10 protein-coding genes and 2 pseudogenes are annotated in these 15,681 nt (G+C 65.7%); 8 read left to right on the forward strand and 4 right to left on the reverse strand.

Annotated features, from left to right (window positions below; genetic code table 11):
* The 6 genes and pseudogenes from PMN64_RS36625 to PMN64_RS36650 all read left to right on the forward strand — a co-directional run.
* Window positions 1–475: pseudogene (locus PMN64_RS36625) on the forward strand (ABC transporter substrate-binding protein); the annotation flags it as partial.
* Complete coding sequence (locus PMN64_RS36630) at window positions 472–1,473, forward strand: ABC transporter permease (RefSeq protein WP_411784253.1); 1,002 nt, start codon at window positions 472–474, stop codon at window positions 1,471–1,473. The pseudogene PMN64_RS36625 and the gene PMN64_RS36630, both read left to right, overlap by 4 nt.
* Complete coding sequence (locus PMN64_RS36635; RefSeq protein ID WP_411784254.1) at window positions 1,473–2,306, forward strand: ABC transporter permease; 834 nt, start codon at window positions 1,473–1,475, stop codon at window positions 2,304–2,306. Before PMN64_RS36630 ends, PMN64_RS36635 begins: the two co-directional genes overlap by 1 nt.
* Window positions 2,303–3,991 (forward strand): dipeptide ABC transporter ATP-binding protein, encoded by a 1,689-nt coding sequence (locus PMN64_RS36640; protein ID WP_411784255.1) that lies wholly within the window; start codon window positions 2,303–2,305, stop codon window positions 3,989–3,991. The genes PMN64_RS36635 and PMN64_RS36640 overlap by 4 nt, the downstream gene beginning before the upstream one ends.
* The gene (locus PMN64_RS36645) at window positions 3,988–5,289 is read left to right on the forward strand and encodes an ArgE/DapE family deacylase (RefSeq protein WP_411784256.1); all 1,302 of its coding nucleotides are present in this window, start codon (window positions 3,988–3,990) and stop codon (window positions 5,287–5,289) included. Before PMN64_RS36640 ends, PMN64_RS36645 begins: the two co-directional genes overlap by 4 nt.
* Window positions 5,290–5,364: 75 nt before the next feature.
* On the forward strand, window positions 5,365–6,000 hold the full coding sequence (locus PMN64_RS36650; RefSeq protein WP_411784257.1) for a pyridoxamine 5'-phosphate oxidase family protein: 636 nt from the start codon (window positions 5,365–5,367) through the stop codon (window positions 5,998–6,000).
* Between the two features lie 511 nt (window positions 6,001–6,511).
* On the opposite strand, the gene PMN64_RS36655 is transcribed toward PMN64_RS36650, so the two are convergent.
* The 4 genes from PMN64_RS36655 to PMN64_RS36670 all read right to left on the reverse strand — a co-directional run bounded on the left by PMN64_RS36655 (window position 6,512) and on the right by PMN64_RS36670 (window position 13,201).
* The gene (locus PMN64_RS36655; protein WP_411784258.1) at window positions 6,512–9,664 is read right to left on the reverse strand and encodes an efflux RND transporter permease subunit; all 3,153 of its coding nucleotides are present in this window, start codon (window positions 9,662–9,664) and stop codon (window positions 6,512–6,514) included.
* 13 nt (window positions 9,665–9,677) lie between these two features.
* Window positions 9,678–10,595, reverse strand: a complete 918-nt coding sequence (locus tag PMN64_RS36660) for an efflux RND transporter periplasmic adaptor subunit (RefSeq protein ID WP_411784259.1) — start codon at window positions 10,593–10,595, stop codon at window positions 9,678–9,680.
* Between the two features lie 246 nt (window positions 10,596–10,841).
* Complete coding sequence (locus PMN64_RS36665; protein ID WP_411784260.1) at window positions 10,842–11,492, reverse strand: OmpA family protein; 651 nt, start codon at window positions 11,490–11,492, stop codon at window positions 10,842–10,844.
* 155 nt (window positions 11,493–11,647) lie between these two features.
* Entirely contained in the window at window positions 11,648–13,201 is a 1,554-nt protein-coding gene (locus PMN64_RS36670) for a caspase family protein (RefSeq protein ID WP_411784261.1), read from the reverse strand.
* A 389-nt stretch (window positions 13,202–13,590) separates the two neighbouring features.
* Here PMN64_RS36670 and PMN64_RS36675 point away from each other — a divergent pair, with 389 nt between their 5' ends.
* Together PMN64_RS36675 and PMN64_RS36680 are read left to right on the forward strand one after the other, a co-directional pair.
* A complete protein-coding gene (locus PMN64_RS36675) occupies window positions 13,591–14,397 on the forward strand; it encodes an N-acyl homoserine lactonase family protein (protein WP_411784262.1) in 807 nt (268 codons plus the stop codon).
* A 27-nt stretch (window positions 14,398–14,424) separates the two neighbouring features.
* A pseudogene (locus tag PMN64_RS36680) lies at window positions 14,425–15,354 on the forward strand (NAD(P)-dependent oxidoreductase); the annotation flags it as partial.
* Window positions 15,355–15,681 lie beyond the last annotated feature (327 nt).

The raw sequence follows: 15,681 nt of genomic DNA on the forward strand, positions 1-15,681 counted from the left end.
CGTGCCGCCCTATGGCGAGTCCTATCAGCGGGCCGGCGAATTCTTCCGCCAGAGCTTCGCGCGGGTCGGCATCGACCTCGTGCTTGTCGGCACCGACATGGCCGGATGGGCCGAGAAGGTCGGCAACTGGGATTATGAGATGACCCAGAATCTGCTCTACCAGCTCGGCGATCCCGCGCTGGGCGTCGCCCGCACCTATATTTCGTCGAACATCAAGAGGGGCATCCTGTTCTCCAACACGCAAGGCTATTCGAATCCCGAGGTCGACAAACTGTTCGACGAGGCCGCGGTGACGCTCGATGAAGCCAAGCGCCAGGAGCTCTACACCAAGGTGCAGCAGATCCTGGTCGAGGATGTGCCGGTGGCCTGGACGCTCGAGATCGAATATCCCATCATCTACGACAAGGCGTTCAAGAACATCGTGACGACGGGCATCGGCTCGCACGAAACCTTCGGGTCGGTCTACAAATCGTGACCCGGCTCGGGAGCGCAGCGGCAATCGGACTTCAGGCGGTCAGCCGCATCGCCCAGCTCGTCGCCGTGATCCTCGTCATCGCGACGTTCAACTTCGTGCTGGTGCGGGCCGCGCCCGGCGATCCGGCCCAGGTCATGGCCGGGCAATCCGGCGCGTCCGATCCAAAACTGCTCGACGACCTGCGCAAGGAGTACGGGCTCGACAAGCCGTATTTCGTGCAGCTTGCGAGCCACCTCAGCCGCGTCGTCAGGCTCGACCTCGGCTATTCCTACCGCCAGCGCCGTCCGGTCGTCGATCTGATCCTCGAGCGGCTTCCGGCGACGCTTCTCTTGACCGTGACGGCCTTCTGCCTCGCGCTCCTGATCGGCACTGCGCTCGGCGCGCTGGCCGGGCTCGCGGCGGGCAGCGTGCTCGACACGGTGTTCACCGTGCTCTCGCTCGTGCTCTACGCGACGCCGGTGTTCTGGCTCGGCCTGATGCTCGTGCTGGTGTTCTCGGTGACGCTCGGCTGGCTGCCGCCGTTCGGTTACGAGACCATCAACGTCCAGCTCTCGCCGGTCGAACATGCACTCGACATCATGAAACACATGATCATGCCGGTCACGTCGCTGGCGGCGATCTATCTGGCGATCTATGCCCGGCTGATGCGATCCTCGATCATCGAGGTCGCGCAGCAGGATTTCATCAAGACCGCGCGCGCCAAGGGCTTGTCCGGAACGCGCATCGTGGTCGGCCACATGCTGCGTAATGCGCTGGTGCCGGTCGTCACCGTCGCCGGCATGCAGGCCGGCGCGCTGGTCGGCGGCGCCGTGGTGATCGAGACGGTGTTTGCCTGGCCGGGCCTCGGCCGCCTGACCTTCGAGGCACTGCTGCAGCGCGACTATCCGGTCCTGCTCGGCATCTTCCTGATCCTCTCGATCGTCGTGATCGCGCTCAACCTGCTCACCGACCTGGTCTACCGGTTGATCGACCCCCGCATGACCACGGGGGCGGCGTGATGGATACGGTGCGCGCCTTCCTGCGTCATCCGAGCGGAATGATCGGCCTTGTCCTGCTGCTCGTCGTTGTTGTCCTCGCGATCATCGCGCCGATCGCATTTCCGGTCTCGCCCTGGGAGATGGTCGGCGCGCCGTTCACGCCGCCCGGCGAGGACGGGTTATGGCTCGGCGGCGATACGCTCGGCCGCGACGTCGCCGCCGGCGTCGCCTATGGCGCGCGCGTCTCGCTCCTGATCGGCATCGCCTCGGCGCTCGCGGCGATGGCGATCGGCGTCGTGATCGGCGCGATGTCAGGCTATTTCGGCGGCAAGGTCGATCTGGTGCTGATGCGGATGACGGAATTGTTCCAGACCATTCCGGCCTTCGTACTGGCCATCCTGCTGGTCGCGACCTTCAATCCGTCGCTGCTGACGATCATCCTGACCATCGGCGCGGTGAGCTGGCCGCCGCTGGCGCGGCTCACGCGCGCCGAATTCCTCCGTCTGCGGCACCGCGAATTCGTCGAGGCCGCGCTGTGCCAGGGTGAACGCACCTGGCGCATCGTGCTCGGCCATATCCTGCCGAACGCGATCTCGCCGATCCTGGTGGTGACGTCGTTGACTGTCGCGACCGCGATCCTGCTGGAAAGCGCGCTGTCCTTCATGGGGCTCGGCGATCCCAATCTGATGTCGTGGGGCTTCATGATCGGCGCGGGCCGCACCGTGATCCGGAATGCGTGGTGGATGAGCGTGTTTCCTGGCCTTGCCATCCTCGTCACCGTGCTGGCGATCAACCTGTTCGGCGAGGGACTGTCGGATGTTCTCAACCCGCGCGTCTCGAGGCGCCGGTCATGAGCGAAGCCATGCAGTCCGGCGCGCCTGTTCTTGCCGTCGAGGGCCTCTCGATTGCGCTCCCCAAAGGGGGCGACCGGCCCTTCGCGGTCGAGAATGTGTCGTTTGAAATCAGGCCAAACGAGGTGGTTTGCCTGGTCGGCGAATCCGGCTCCGGCAAGTCGATGATCGCGCATGCGGTGCTGTCGCTGTTGCCGCCGGGCGTCGACATCGCGTCCGGCGCCGTGACGGTCGCAGGGCAGGATCCGTCGAAGCTCGATGGCCGCGCCCTTCGCAAGTTGCGCGGCGGCGACGCCGCGATGATCTTTCAGGAGCCGTTGTCCTCGCTCAATCCGCTGAAGCGCGTCGGCAGGCAGATCGAGGAGATGATCCTGGCGCACCAGCGGCCTGCGCCCTCGGTGACCGAAGTCCGCGAGCGGGTGCTGACGCTGCTGACCCAGGTCGGACTGCCGAATCCGCAGCTGCTGGAGAAGAGCTACCCATTCGAGCTTTCGGGCGGCCAGCGCCAGCGCGTGATGATCGCGATGGCGATGGCCAACCGCCCCGCGCTCCTGATCGCGGACGAGCCGACCACCGCGCTCGATGTCACGACCCAGCGCCAGATCCTGCGCCTGATCGACGATCTCCGGCGCGAGCGCGGCATGGGCGTGCTGCTGATCACTCATGATTTCGGCGTTGTCGCCGACGTTGCCGATCGCGTCGTGGTGCTGCGCCATGGCAAGGTAGTCGAGCAGGGCGCGGCCAGCGAGGTGCTTCGCAATCCGCAGGCCGCCTACACGCGCGAACTGATCGACGCGGTGCCGAAGGCGCGCCTCGCCGACATTCACGAGGCCATCCTGCGTCCCGAGCCGCTGCTCGAGGTCATCGGCCTGCAAAAGACCTTTCGGGTCAAGCGCGGCTGGCTGCAGCCGCCACGCGAGGTGATCGCCGCCGATGGCGTCTCGCTGACGCTGCACGAGGGCGAGACGCTTGCGGTGGTCGGTGAATCCGGCTCCGGCAAGTCGACGCTCGGGCGCATGATCATGCGGCTCGCCGAACCTGATGCCGGCGCGATCCGCTTTGGCGGCGCGGATCTCCGGCAGCTGCGCGGCGAGGCGTTGCGCCAGGCGCGGCGCCAGCTCCAGATCGTGTTCCAGGATCCGTTTGCCAGTCTCGATCCGCGCCAGAAGGTCGGCGACGCCATCGCGCGCGGGCCGATGGCCTATGGCACGTCGCGCGCCGAGGCGATGGCGCAGACGAACAAGCTCCTGGTGCGGGTCGGCCTGTCGGCGACCGCCGCCGATCGCTACCCGCACGAATTCTCGGGCGGCCAGCGCCAGCGCATCTGCATCGCGCGGGCGCTGGCGCTGAAGCCGCGGGTTCTGATCGCCGACGAGGCGGTGTCGGCGCTGGACGTCTCGGTGCAGGCCCAGGTGCTGGCGCTGCTCGCCGAGTTGCGCCAGGAGATGCGGCTTGCGATGATCTTCATCACCCACGATTTGCGGATCGCCGCCGAGATCGCGGACCGCGTCATCGTGCTGCAGAAGGGGCGTATCGTGGAGGAAGGCACCACCGCCGAAGTGTTCACCGCGCCGCGCCAGGCCTACACGCGCGATCTGCTCGACGCGATACCCGGGCGCGATTTCTTCGACCAGCCGGGCTTTGCGGCCGCGGCCGATGCACGCCCCACAGCAAGGATCAATTCATGACCGACAGCCGTTCAGTCCCCCTTCCGGCCGGCGCGCGCGAGCGCATCGAGGCGGCTGTCGACGCCGCCTTCGAGCAGCAGATCGCGACCACGATCGCCTTCTCGTCGATTCCCAGCACGCGCGGCCAGGAAGGTCCGTGCCAGGACATGTTCGCGAAGCTGCTGCGCGAGCGCGGCTACGAGGTCGACGACTGGGTCATCAATCAGGACGATCTGAAGACGCTGCCCGGCTACGGGCCGGTCGAGACCGATTTCTCCCGCGCGCGGACCGTCGTCGGCACCTATCGGCCGGCGCGCGAGGAGGGACGTTCGCTGATCCTTCAGGGGCACTGCGACGTGGTGCCGGTCGGGCCGCTCGACATGTGGGAGCGGCCGCCGTTCCAGCCGGTGGTCGAGGACGGCTGGCTCTATGGCCGCGGCACCGGCGACATGAAGTCGGGCACCATTGCCGCGCTCTACGCGCTCGATGCGGTGAAGGCCGCGGGCTTTGCGCCGAAGGGCCGCATCCATCTTCAATCCGTGATCGAGGAGGAGAGCACCGGTCTCGGCGCGCTCTCGACCTTGCAGCGAGGTTACCGTGCCGATGCCTGCCTGCTGCCGGAGCCGACCGAGGAACGGTTGATGCGCGCCCAGGTCGGCGTGATCTGGTTTCGCCTCAGGGTTCGCGGAATCCCGGTCCATGTCGCGCGCGCCGGTACCGGCTCCAATGCCATCCGCGCCGCCTATCATCTGATCGGCCATCTCGACGCACTGGAGGCGGAGTGGAACGAGCGTGCCAAGTCGCATCGCTACTTCGGCGCGGTGCATCACCCGCTCAACTTCAATCCCGGCATCATCAAGGGCGGCGATTGGGCCTCCAGCGTGCCGGCCTGGTGCGACGTCGATTGCCGGATCGGCATCCTGCCGGGATGGAAAATCGCCGACTGCCGGGCCGAGATCGTCGACTGCGTGACCAGGGCCGCCAGGGTCCATCCGTTCCTCGCCAACAATCCGCCAGAGATCGTCTGGTCCGGCTTCCTGTCGCCGGGCTATGAAGCGACCGAGGTGCAGGAGAGCGAGGCCGTCCTCGGCTCGGTCTACGAGCATGTGTTCGGGCGCAAGCTGACGGATTTCCCCTCGACCGCGCTGACGGATGCGCGCTTCTATGGCCTGGACTATGGTGTTCCCGCATTCTGCTTCGGCGCCAGGATGGAGAACGCGCACGGCTTCAATGAACGGGTCCAGCTCGACTCGCTGAAGAAGATCACCAAGGCCTACGCCCTCTTCGTCGCGAGCTGGTGCGGTGTCGATAGAGCATGATCCGGAAAAGTGCGAGGCGGTTTTCCGACAAGATCATGCTCAATGAATTGAGACAAACCAAACGGGAGGTTCGCTATGGGTGACCAGAATGCAGGCGGCCAGCCGCCGGTCAAATCGCAGGAGGATCTTCGTGCGCATTTCGGGCAATTGAGCCCGCTCGCCGAGAAAAAGGTGCTCTACCATCTCGACAAGTTCTGCCGCGACTTCATCGCGCTGTCGCCGTTCCTCGTCATCGCCTCCAGCGACGGCAGGGGTCATGCCGACGCCAGCCCGCGCGGCGATGCGCCGGGCTTCGTTTCCGTGCTCGACGACAAGACGCTGCTGATCCCGGATCGGCGCGGCAACAACCGGGTCGATACGTTCGGCAATATCATCGCGTCGCCCGGGATCGGGCTGATCTTCATGGTGCCCGGCATCAACGAGACGCTGCGCGTCAACGGGCGGGCCGAGATCTCGCAGGAGCCGGATCTGTTGACGCCGCTGACGGTGCAGAACGTCACGCCGGTCATCGGCCTCAAGGTGCATGTCGATGAGACCTACTTCCACTGCGGCAAGGCGCTGATGCGCTCGAAGCTCTGGAATCCCGCCGCGCAAGTCGAGCGCCACAGCTTTCCGACGCTCGGCCGGATCATTGCCGAGCAGACCGCCGCGATCGAGGTCGAGGTCGCCGAGAAGGCGATGGAAGAGGCCTATCGCACGAGACTCTACTAGAACTCAATGAAACCAGATTGAATCGCATGCCCGGGTGATGACACCGCGTGGCGTGACGCCCTGAATCGGGAAGCATCCTCATCGTCGTCCCTGCGAAAGCAGGGACCCATACGCCGCGGCGGACCTTGTTGCAGGGACTCGTCGTTCCAGCATCGCCCAACAATTGGCAGTTGTGGCTATGGGTCCCTGCTTTCGCAGGGACGACGTAGTGGAGGGGCCGCGGACTCAACGGCGGCGTCGCGACGGATGGCCGCAGCGAAGCGACGCGCTAGGGCTTTCCCATATGCCATAGCCGCACGGCATCTGCACGATTTCTGTATAATGGAAGAATACTGCTGATTTGCCCGACGAGTCAAGTTGCCGGTCGAACGCCGGCGGCCGCCACCTACTTTGCATGGGGTTGTTTTCGATATTTTGGCAGTGCGCCGCCTGCGACGGCGGCCTCCGCGACTGCTGCCAAACCCGGCTTCACTCAGCTTTAGCGGCACCGCTGGCGAGGCGCGACCTCAGCTCATTCCGCGGCGGGCGAGATCATGTTCGGCGGGCCGGGCGGCCGCTTGGTCTCGTCAGCCTGCTTCTCGTTCGGGGTCAGCTCGTGGTCGGCATGCGAGACCACGAACCGTTTGCCGAAGCGCCAGATCAGGCTGCCGATGTCGTCCATCACCATGAACATCGCCGGCACGAACACCAGCGACAGTGCGGTCGAGAAGATCAGGCCACCGATCACCGCAAGTGCCATCGGCGAGCGGAATTCGCCGCCGGCGCCGAACGCGAGCGCTGACGGCATCATGCCGGCGGCCATCGCGATCGTGGTCATCACGATCGGGCGGGCGCGCTTCATGCCGGCGTCGATCATGGCTTCCTCGCGCGCCTTGCCGTCGCGGATCGCCTCCACCGCGAACTCCACCAGCATGATGGCGTTCTTGGTGACGATGCCCATCAGCATCAGGATGCCGATCCACACCGGCGTGGTGAGCTGCTTGCCGGTCAGCAGCAGCGCGCCGATCGCGCCGCCGATCGAGAGCGGCAGCGAGAACAGGATGGTGATCGGCTGCAGGAAGGTGCCGAACAGCAGCACCAGCACGGCATAGACCATCATCAGGCCGGCGGTGATCGCGGTGGCGAAGCCGTCGGACAGTTCGGCGAGGCTCTCGGCGTCGCCGGACGGGCTGACCCTCACGCCCTTCGGCAGGGTCTTCATGACCGGCAGGTCGTAGATCAGCTTGGTGGCGTCGCCGAGCGCGGCATTGCCGACGAGGTCGGCGGCGACGGTGGCCTGCCGCTCGCGGTCGTAGCGGTTGATGCTGGTCGGGCCCTGGTCGAGTTGGATGTCGGCGACCACGGACAGCGGCACGCCGCCGCGTTCGCCGCGCTGGCCGAGCGGCACCCGCAACTGCTCCAGCATCTGCAGGTCGCTGCGCGCATTGTCCTCGAGCTGGACGCGGATCGGCACCTGGCGGTCGCCGGCGTCGAACTTGGCCAGCGCCGGACCGACGTCGCCGATGGTGGCGACGCGGATGGTCTGCGACAGGCTTTCGGTCGAGACGCCGAGCCGGGCCGCGAGCTCGGCGCGCGGACGGATCCGCAGCTCGGGCCGGTCGAGCGCGGTCTCCGAGATCACGTTGGCGATGATCGGAATCCGCTTCATCTGCGTCGCGAGTTCGCTGGCGACGTTGTTGACGATGTTGCTGTCGGTGCCGGTGACGACCAGCGAGATCGCGCGCAGGCCGTTCTCGTCGAGGAACCAGAACCTGATGTCGGGAACGTTATCGAGCTCCTTGCCGATCGACAGTTCGAGCTCGCGCTGGGTGATCTTGCGGTCGGCCTTCGGCGTGTAGTTGATGATCAGCGCGGCGCGGCGCACCTCCTGGAGGCCCGGCGGCACCCGGCCGCCATCGACGAACACGCTTCGTACCTCGGGCCGCTTGCGCAGCCGCGCCACGATCTCCTCGGTGACTTTCTCGGTGTAGGCGAGCTGCGAGCCGGGCGGCAGCTCCATCGCGAGCAGCGAGCGCGCGGTGTCCTGCGCCGGCAGGAAGCCCTGCGGCAGCAGCGTGATGCTCCAGATCGACGCGGCGAAGATCGCAAAACCGATCAGCACGGTGACGAAGTAATGCTTCACCGACCAGGTGACGAGGCTGTGATAGCCGCGCAGGATCGGGCCGGGCGGCGGATCGTCGTGGTCGTGATGCTTGAGGAAATAGGCGGCCAGCATCGGCGTCACGAAGCGCGCGGCGAGCAGCGAGAAGAACACCTGCACCGACACGGTGATGCCGAACTGCTTGAAGAACTGCCCGGCGATCCCTGACATGAAGCTCGCCGGCGCGAAGATCGCGATGATGGTGAGCGAGATCGCGATCACCGCAAGGCCGATCTCGTCGGCGGCTTCGAGGGCGGCACGATAAGGCGTCTTGCCCATCCGCATGTGGCGGACGATGTTCTCGATCTCGACGATGGCATCGTCGACCAGGATGCCGGTCGAAAGCGTGATGGCGAGGAAGGAGACCAGGTTGAGCGAGAAGCCGAGCAGGTCCATCGCCCAGAATGCCGGGAAGATCGACAGCGGCAGCGAGACCGCCGCGATGATCGTGGCGCGCATGTCGCGCAGGAACAGCAGCACGATGATCACGGCGAGGATTGCGCCTTCGAAGAGGGTCGAGATCGCGGCCTCGTAATTGCCCTTGGTGAACTCGACCGAGGTGTCGATCAGCTTCAGGTCGACGTCGGGATAGGCCACCTTCAGCGCGTCGATCCGCTTCTGCACCGCGGCCGCGACGACGACGTCGCTGGCGCCCTTGGAGCGCTTGATGCCGAGCGCGACCACCGGCTCGCCGTTGAAGCGGGCGAAGGTGCGCCGGTCGGCGATGGTGTCGGTGACGGTGCCGAGATCGTCGAGCCGGATCTCGCCGCCACCGAACAGCGGGATCATGGTGCCGGCGAGCTCGTTCAGCGTCTTGGCGCCGGCGAGCGTGCGGATCGCCTGGTCGTTCTTGCCGATCTCGGCGCGGCCGCCGGCGACGTCGACATTGGTGCCGCGCAGGATCTGGCTGACATTGACCGCGGTCAGTCCCACCGCCTGCAGCTTGTCAGGATCGAGCGAGACCAGGATCTCGCGCTCGACACCGCCGATGCGCTCGACCTGGGCGACGCCGCGCACGCCCTGCAGGGCGCGCTTGACCACGTCGTCGACGAAATAGGACAGCTGCTCCGGCGTCTTGCCGGGCGAGATCGCAGCATAGGTCACGATCGGCAGGCCGATCACGTCGACGCGCTGGATCAGGGGCTCGGTGACGTTCTGCGGCAGATTGGCGCGCACGCGCGTCACCGCGTCCTTGACGTCGTTGAGCGCGCGATCGGTGTTGGTCTCCAGCGCGAACTGGATCGTGGTCACCGACAGGCCGTCGGTGATCGAGGAAGAGATGTGGCGTACGCCCTCGACGCCGGAGACGCCGTCCTCGATGGTCTTGGTGACCTGCGATTCAAGTTCCGACGGCGCGGCGCCGAATTGCGAGACCGCGACCGAGATCACCGGAATGTCGGCGCTCGGCAGCCGCGTCACCGCGAGCTTGGTGAAGGAGACCCAGCCCAGCACGAGCAGGATAATCGAGAAGACGATCGAGGGAAGCGGGTTCCGGATCGACCATGCCGAGATGTTCAAAGCCATTAGCGTGCCCGAATTACCGTGATCGCGTGCGATCGAGTTCGTCGGCGAACATGGTCTTGATCTGGTCGCCGTCATGCAGCGAGGTGCCAGCGTCGGCCACGACGATTTCGCCGACGTCGAGGCCTTCAAGGATTTCGGTCGAGGTGTCGGAGGTCAGCCCGACGCGCACCCTGCGGGTCTCGACCGTGTTGCCCTTCACGACCTGCAGGGTCAGGCGGTCGATCGCAGTGCGCGGCACCGCGACCCCGCAGGAGCGCTTGGCGTCGATATTGGCGCGCGCGAACATGCCGACCTTCAGCGTCGGATTGTTGTTGATGGTGATGCGGACATGCCCGAGCTGGGTGGCGCGGTCGATCTGCGGCGAGATCTGGCGGACCTTGCCGACCATGTCGGGCGCATCGTCGCGGCTGATCCGCACATTGGCGCCGGGATTGAGCTTCAGGAGCTGGAAGCCCGGCACTTCGGCGTCGAGCTCGATCTCGTTGTTGATGGAGATCTTGAACATCGGCGGACCCTGCGGCGAGGCCGGCGCGCCGGGCGCGGTGCGCACTTCGGTGACGAGGCCGGCCGCCGGCGCCCGCAGCACAAGCGGCTTGGCATTGGCCTGTGCGGCCTGCTGCGGCGGCGGGGTCAGCCGCGCCAGTTCCTGGTTCTCGGTGACCGTGTCGCCCTCGCGGACCAGCACGTCGATGACCTTGGAGCCGTCCTGGTCGACATTCACCTGCGCCTCGCGGCGCGGCACGATGAAGCCGGTGACGCGGACCATGTCGGAGAAGCAGGCATTGGTCGACTTCGTCACCACGACCAGCGCCTGGCCCGGCGTCTCCTTCTCCTCGGGATGGGAGCGATGCTCGAACGCGTAATAGGCGATCGCGAGGGCGAGGAAAACCACCGTGCCGAGCGCAGGCTTGAGGTATTGGGAAAAATTCATCGCCTGATCAATCCAGAGCCTGGCGCATCATGGGTGTTGGTCGAAGTCTCATCACGCTCGCTATCGTACTGCTTGGGCATTCGGAAGGCCGGTGCCATTGTTCCGGATCATGCCCTGACGTCATGTGAGGCGGGCCACCTGTGGGCCGCTTTGGGTCTCGGCCCAACGGCATTGGCCCAAAAGCAATGCGCCCCGCCGGGGTGCGGGGCGCATTGTAACCTCAAAAAGGGGCCACGCCACCGCCCATCACTTGGCGGCGGTGGCCTTGTTTTCCACGTTCACGACCTGCACGCGCCGGTTCACCTCCGCCATCGGGTGGCTCGGGTCCTTCAGCTTGCTCTTGCCATAGCCGACGGTGACAAGATCGGTGCCGTTGATGCCGTATTTGTCGACGAGATAGCGCTTGATGGCGTCGGCGCGGCGCTCCGAGAGACCCTGATTGTAGTCCTCGCCGCCCGCGGCGTCGGTGTGGCCGGCGACCACGAAGGTCGAGCCCTTCAGGTCCTGATTGGTCAAGGCGCGGCCGAGCGCCTGCACCGACGGCAGCGACTTCGCGCTGATGTCGGCGGAGTTGTAGTCGAAGTTGATCTCGAGATCGATCTTGGGCTTGTCCTGGACGATGATCGCGATTTCCTCGCGTTCCGCCGAGGACAGCGAGCGGGTGGCGCGGCCGCGAACGCTCTGCACGAATTTGGCCTGGTCGGCATTCAGCTCCGGCGAGGTGGCCTGCGGGCCGGCCGAAAGGCCGCGGGTCAGCGGCTTCTTCTCGGGCGTCAGCGCCTTGATGATCTGATCTTCGGTGACGTCGCCGGCATGGGCGACGGCCATGCCGAACGACAGCGCGGCGCCGACGGTCATGATTGAAACGATCGCGGCCTTTGCCGACGGCTTGAACATTTCGGTCCCTCTTGCGCAAGCTGGCGCGGTTCCAGGCAACTATTCAGATTGATTGCCGGCATTACTGCCCGGCACGCACCCTCTGATTAGTCGCGCAATTCCATCAGCGGTTCGAGTCGCGGGCGGGTCTTGGTCGATTTGCCTTGGTTGGTCTGTCACTGCACGCCGTAGTCGGCGAATTCCTTGACGATGTTCGGGTCCATCGCCTTGGCGTTGGCGATGTCCAGATCGCCCTCCGCGACCGCGCCGTTGCGCTGCTTGGCGAGGCCGCGCCCGTACAGCGACGAGGTCAGCCGCGGGTTGATCTTCAGCGCGGCGTCGAAATCGGCGATCGCGTTCTTGTTCTGCCCGCCCTTCAGGTTCATCAGCCCGCGGCTGTCGAGCGCATCGACGAAGTTCGGACGCAGCCGCAGCGCCTCGTTGCAGTCCTTCAGCGCCGCCTGCAGGTCGCCGATCACGGTGCGGACCCAGCAGCGGTTGTTATAGGCCTCGACATCCTTCGGGTTCAGCCGCAGCGAATTGGTGAAGTCTTTCACCGCAAGGTCGTAGGCCCCCTTGCTGGCATAGACCTGGCCACGGCGATACAGCGCCGCTGCGTCGTCGGGATTCTTGTCCAGCTTTTCGCTCAGGCTCTTGATCGTCGGATCATCGGCGAGCACGGGCGAATTGCTCGGCGCCGGCGTGGGCTGGATCACCACCGGCGGGGGAGCGGCGGGCGGCGGCAGGGCGATCTCGGGCGCCTTGGGCTGGGGTGGCGGTGCAGTCGGCGCTGCCGCAACCGGGGGCGGCGCCGGTGATGGTGTCGGCGCTGTTGCCGCCGGTGGCGTCGGGGTTGCCGCGGGCGGTGTCGGCGTTGCTGCGGGCGGAGCCGGCGGAGGCGCGACCGGCGGCGCCGTTGCCACCTCCGGTGACGGCGACGCGGCGGGTGCCGGCGCGGCGTTCGACGGCCCGGCCGCGCCGGCCGGAATGAACGAGAAATCTTCGGCCAGTGACGACGAGATCCACGGCACCTGTTCCTGCCGCGAGGCCCGGGTGACGCCGACACGGGTGCGGTTCAGCGTTTCCTCGGCCATCAGGTCGGGGGTGCGGATCTCCTTCAGGAGTTCCCGCACGAACAGGCTGTGGTCGCTGCCATTGTCGGAGACGACGGACGACAGCGCGGCCGAATACATCACCAATGTGCCGTTCGGCGCGATCACCGGGGCGAGCCCTGCCGAAAAGCTGCGGAAGCGCCGCTCGAACGGGTTGCGCCGCGAGGCATCGATCAGGGCGATCTTCACCCCGGCGCCGCGGCTGTTGATCTCGCCGAGCACGGTCTCGAGGCTGAAGCCGTCGCGGCGAACGTCGGCCTCGGCCCAGATCTGCGCATCGATCGGGATCATGTAGCTCTGCCGGTTCGACTGGATGCCGTAACCGGAGAAGAAGATCAGGGCGACCGAGCCCGGCTTGATCTTGCCGTAGAGCCGGTCGAAGGCGCGGCGCATGCCGTCGCCGGTCAGGTTCTCCCCGACCTCGACGGTGAAGCCATCGCGCTTGAGCTCGTCGGCGACGTCACGGGCGTCGTTGACCGGCTCCTTCAGCGGTGCGTCGGCGTCGGGATATTTGGCGTTGCCGATGACCAGCGCGAAACGGTCGCCGGCGGCGTAGGACAAAGTGGGCGCCGCGATTGAAAAAATCAGCGTGGCGAGCAAGGCAAGGCGGATTTTCATAATCGCAGCAAATCCAGATCGCGGCATTCCAATGAAACGGCGCCGCTTCCAGCCTGCGCCTCGGGGACCTTACTCTAGCGAAAATCCATTATCAAACCACGGCCAAACCCCCGTCAACGGCTTGCGGCAGCATCGTTTATCGCGGTGATGCAGGTGAGACCGCAGTGCAACAGCACACGCTCATGGCGGCCATCGCCGTCACGGCATGGTGCTGGTTCCTGTGAGCCGATAATGTGCTGGCACTCACAACGGCTGTCGCCACCCTGTCATGCGCTCGTCGCACGCCGCGCGGTTTGACCTTTGCGCGAGGCGATGGCTTTGTGTTCAGGACGGCAAGCCATTCGAAGACAAGCCGTTCAAAACAGGCCTTGCAAACAAGAGCGAAACCGATGGGAAACGCCTACGAGATCTACGCCCTGCGCTATGCGACGATGTCGCCGCGCACGCCCCACCTCAACTTCCTGGTGCCTGATCCGCACGACACCACCGCGCAGGACCTCGACTATTTCGTCTGGCTGATCCGTGGCCATGGCCGTGACATCCTGGTCGACACCGGCTTCAACGCCGAGGAGGCCAAGGCGCGAGCCCGCAAGCTGACGCTCAACCCGGTCGATGCGCTGGCCGGCTTCGGCGTCAGCGCCGACAGCATCAAGGACGTCATCGTCACCCATCTGCACTACGACCATGCCGGCAATCTGGATCGCTTCCCGAACGCCAAATTCCATCTGCAGGAACGCGAGATGAGCTACGCGACCGGCCGCTGCATGTGCAACGGCATGCTGCGCCATCCGTTCTCCATTGAACACGTCACGCAGATGGTGCGCCATGTCTATGGCGAGCGCGTCACCTTCCATTCCGGCGACGGCGAGATCGCGCCCGGCGTCACCGTGCATCGCGTCGGCGGCCATTCCGACGGCCTGCAGGTGGTGCGCATCGAGACCGCGCGCGGCCCGGTCGTGCTGGCGTCGGACGCCGCGCATTATTATGCGAACCTGCACAAGCGCAGCCCGTTCCCGATCGTCTACAATGTCGGCGACATGGCGCAGGGCTGGGAGACCGTCGAGCGGCTCGCCGGTCATCCGGACCGCTTCATTCCCGGTCACGATCCGATCGTCAGCGAGATCTATCCGCGCGCCAGCGACAAGGTCGATGCGTTCGCGCTGCATCTGGCGCCGTCGCGATCGTTCGCGAAATAGCCTCGCCGATCCGGGCGATGCACGTCTGCAACACGTCAAGAAACGTCAAAAAGAAGCGATATGACTGACACCAAGACGACTGACACCAAGACTCTCGGGTTCATCGGCCTCGGCGTGATGGGTGAGCCGATTTGCCGCAACCTGGTCAAGAAGAGCGGCAAGCGCGTTGTCGTGTTCGACCTCGCGGCCGAACCGCTGCAGCGGCTGCGCGCCGATGGTGCCGAGGTTGCGGCGTCGGTCGCCGACGTCATCAAGCAGAGCGATGTGCTGTTCCTCTGCCTGCCGAGCGCCAGGCACGTGCGCGCGGTGTTCGAAGGCGACGGCATTTTGAAGAACACGAGAAGCGGCCAGATCGTGGTCGATCTCGGCACGTCTTCAGTCAGCCAGACCCGCGATTTCGCCGCGCAGCTGCAGGCCAAGGGCGCAGCCTGGGCCGACGCGCCGATCGCGCGCACGCGGCAGGCGGCGCAGGACGGCACGCTCAGCGTGATGGTCGGCGCGGTGCCCGCGCTCTATGCCGCGATCGAGCCCTTGATCCGCTGCTTCGCCACCGACGTCACCAATTGCGGCGACGTCGGCGCGGGGCAGGTGACCAAGATCCTCAACAACATGGTGATGTTCGAGACCGTGAATGCGCTGGCCGAGGCCGTCGCGGTGGCGAAGCACAATGGCGTCGATCCAAAGCTGCTGCTGGATACCCTGTCGAAGGGCTCGGCCGACAGCTTCGCGCTGCGTAACCATGGCATGAAGGCGATCGTGCCCGGCGTGTTTCCCGAGCGCGCATTCTCGACCGAATATGCGCTGAAGGATCTGTCCTACGCGTTGGAGCTCGCCGCCGATGCCGGCATCAAGATCCGCGGTGCGGAGCTGATCGGCGCGGTGCTGCAGGAGGCGATCGACAAGGGATCGGGGGACAATTACTTCCCGGTCATCGCGAAACATATCGACAGGGCGTAACGGCACCGTCATTGCGAGGAGCGTAGCGACGAAGCAATCCATCGTCCCGCATGCTCGGATGCATGGATTGCTTCGCTTCGCTCGCAATGACGGTGGAGGGAGCCGCGTACAAAGTTCCATCACCGTCACCCTGAGGAGCGCGCTCTCGCGCGCGTCTCGAAGGGTCGACGGCCACCAGCCGGGCCGTGCATCCTTCGAGACGCGCTACGCGCTCCTCAGAGTCTGACTCATAAGTCACCCATCCTTGCGGGCAGCGGCAAGTCTGCGGGTCAGGAGCCTCATGTGTGCAATCAGCAGCCAGGCAGCTTCGGTTGCCACCGTCGCCTC

It is taken from the genome of Bradyrhizobium sp. UFLA01-814 (assembly GCF_046718885.1).
GTDB lineage: Bacteria > Pseudomonadota > Alphaproteobacteria > Rhizobiales > Xanthobacteraceae > Bradyrhizobium > Bradyrhizobium elkanii.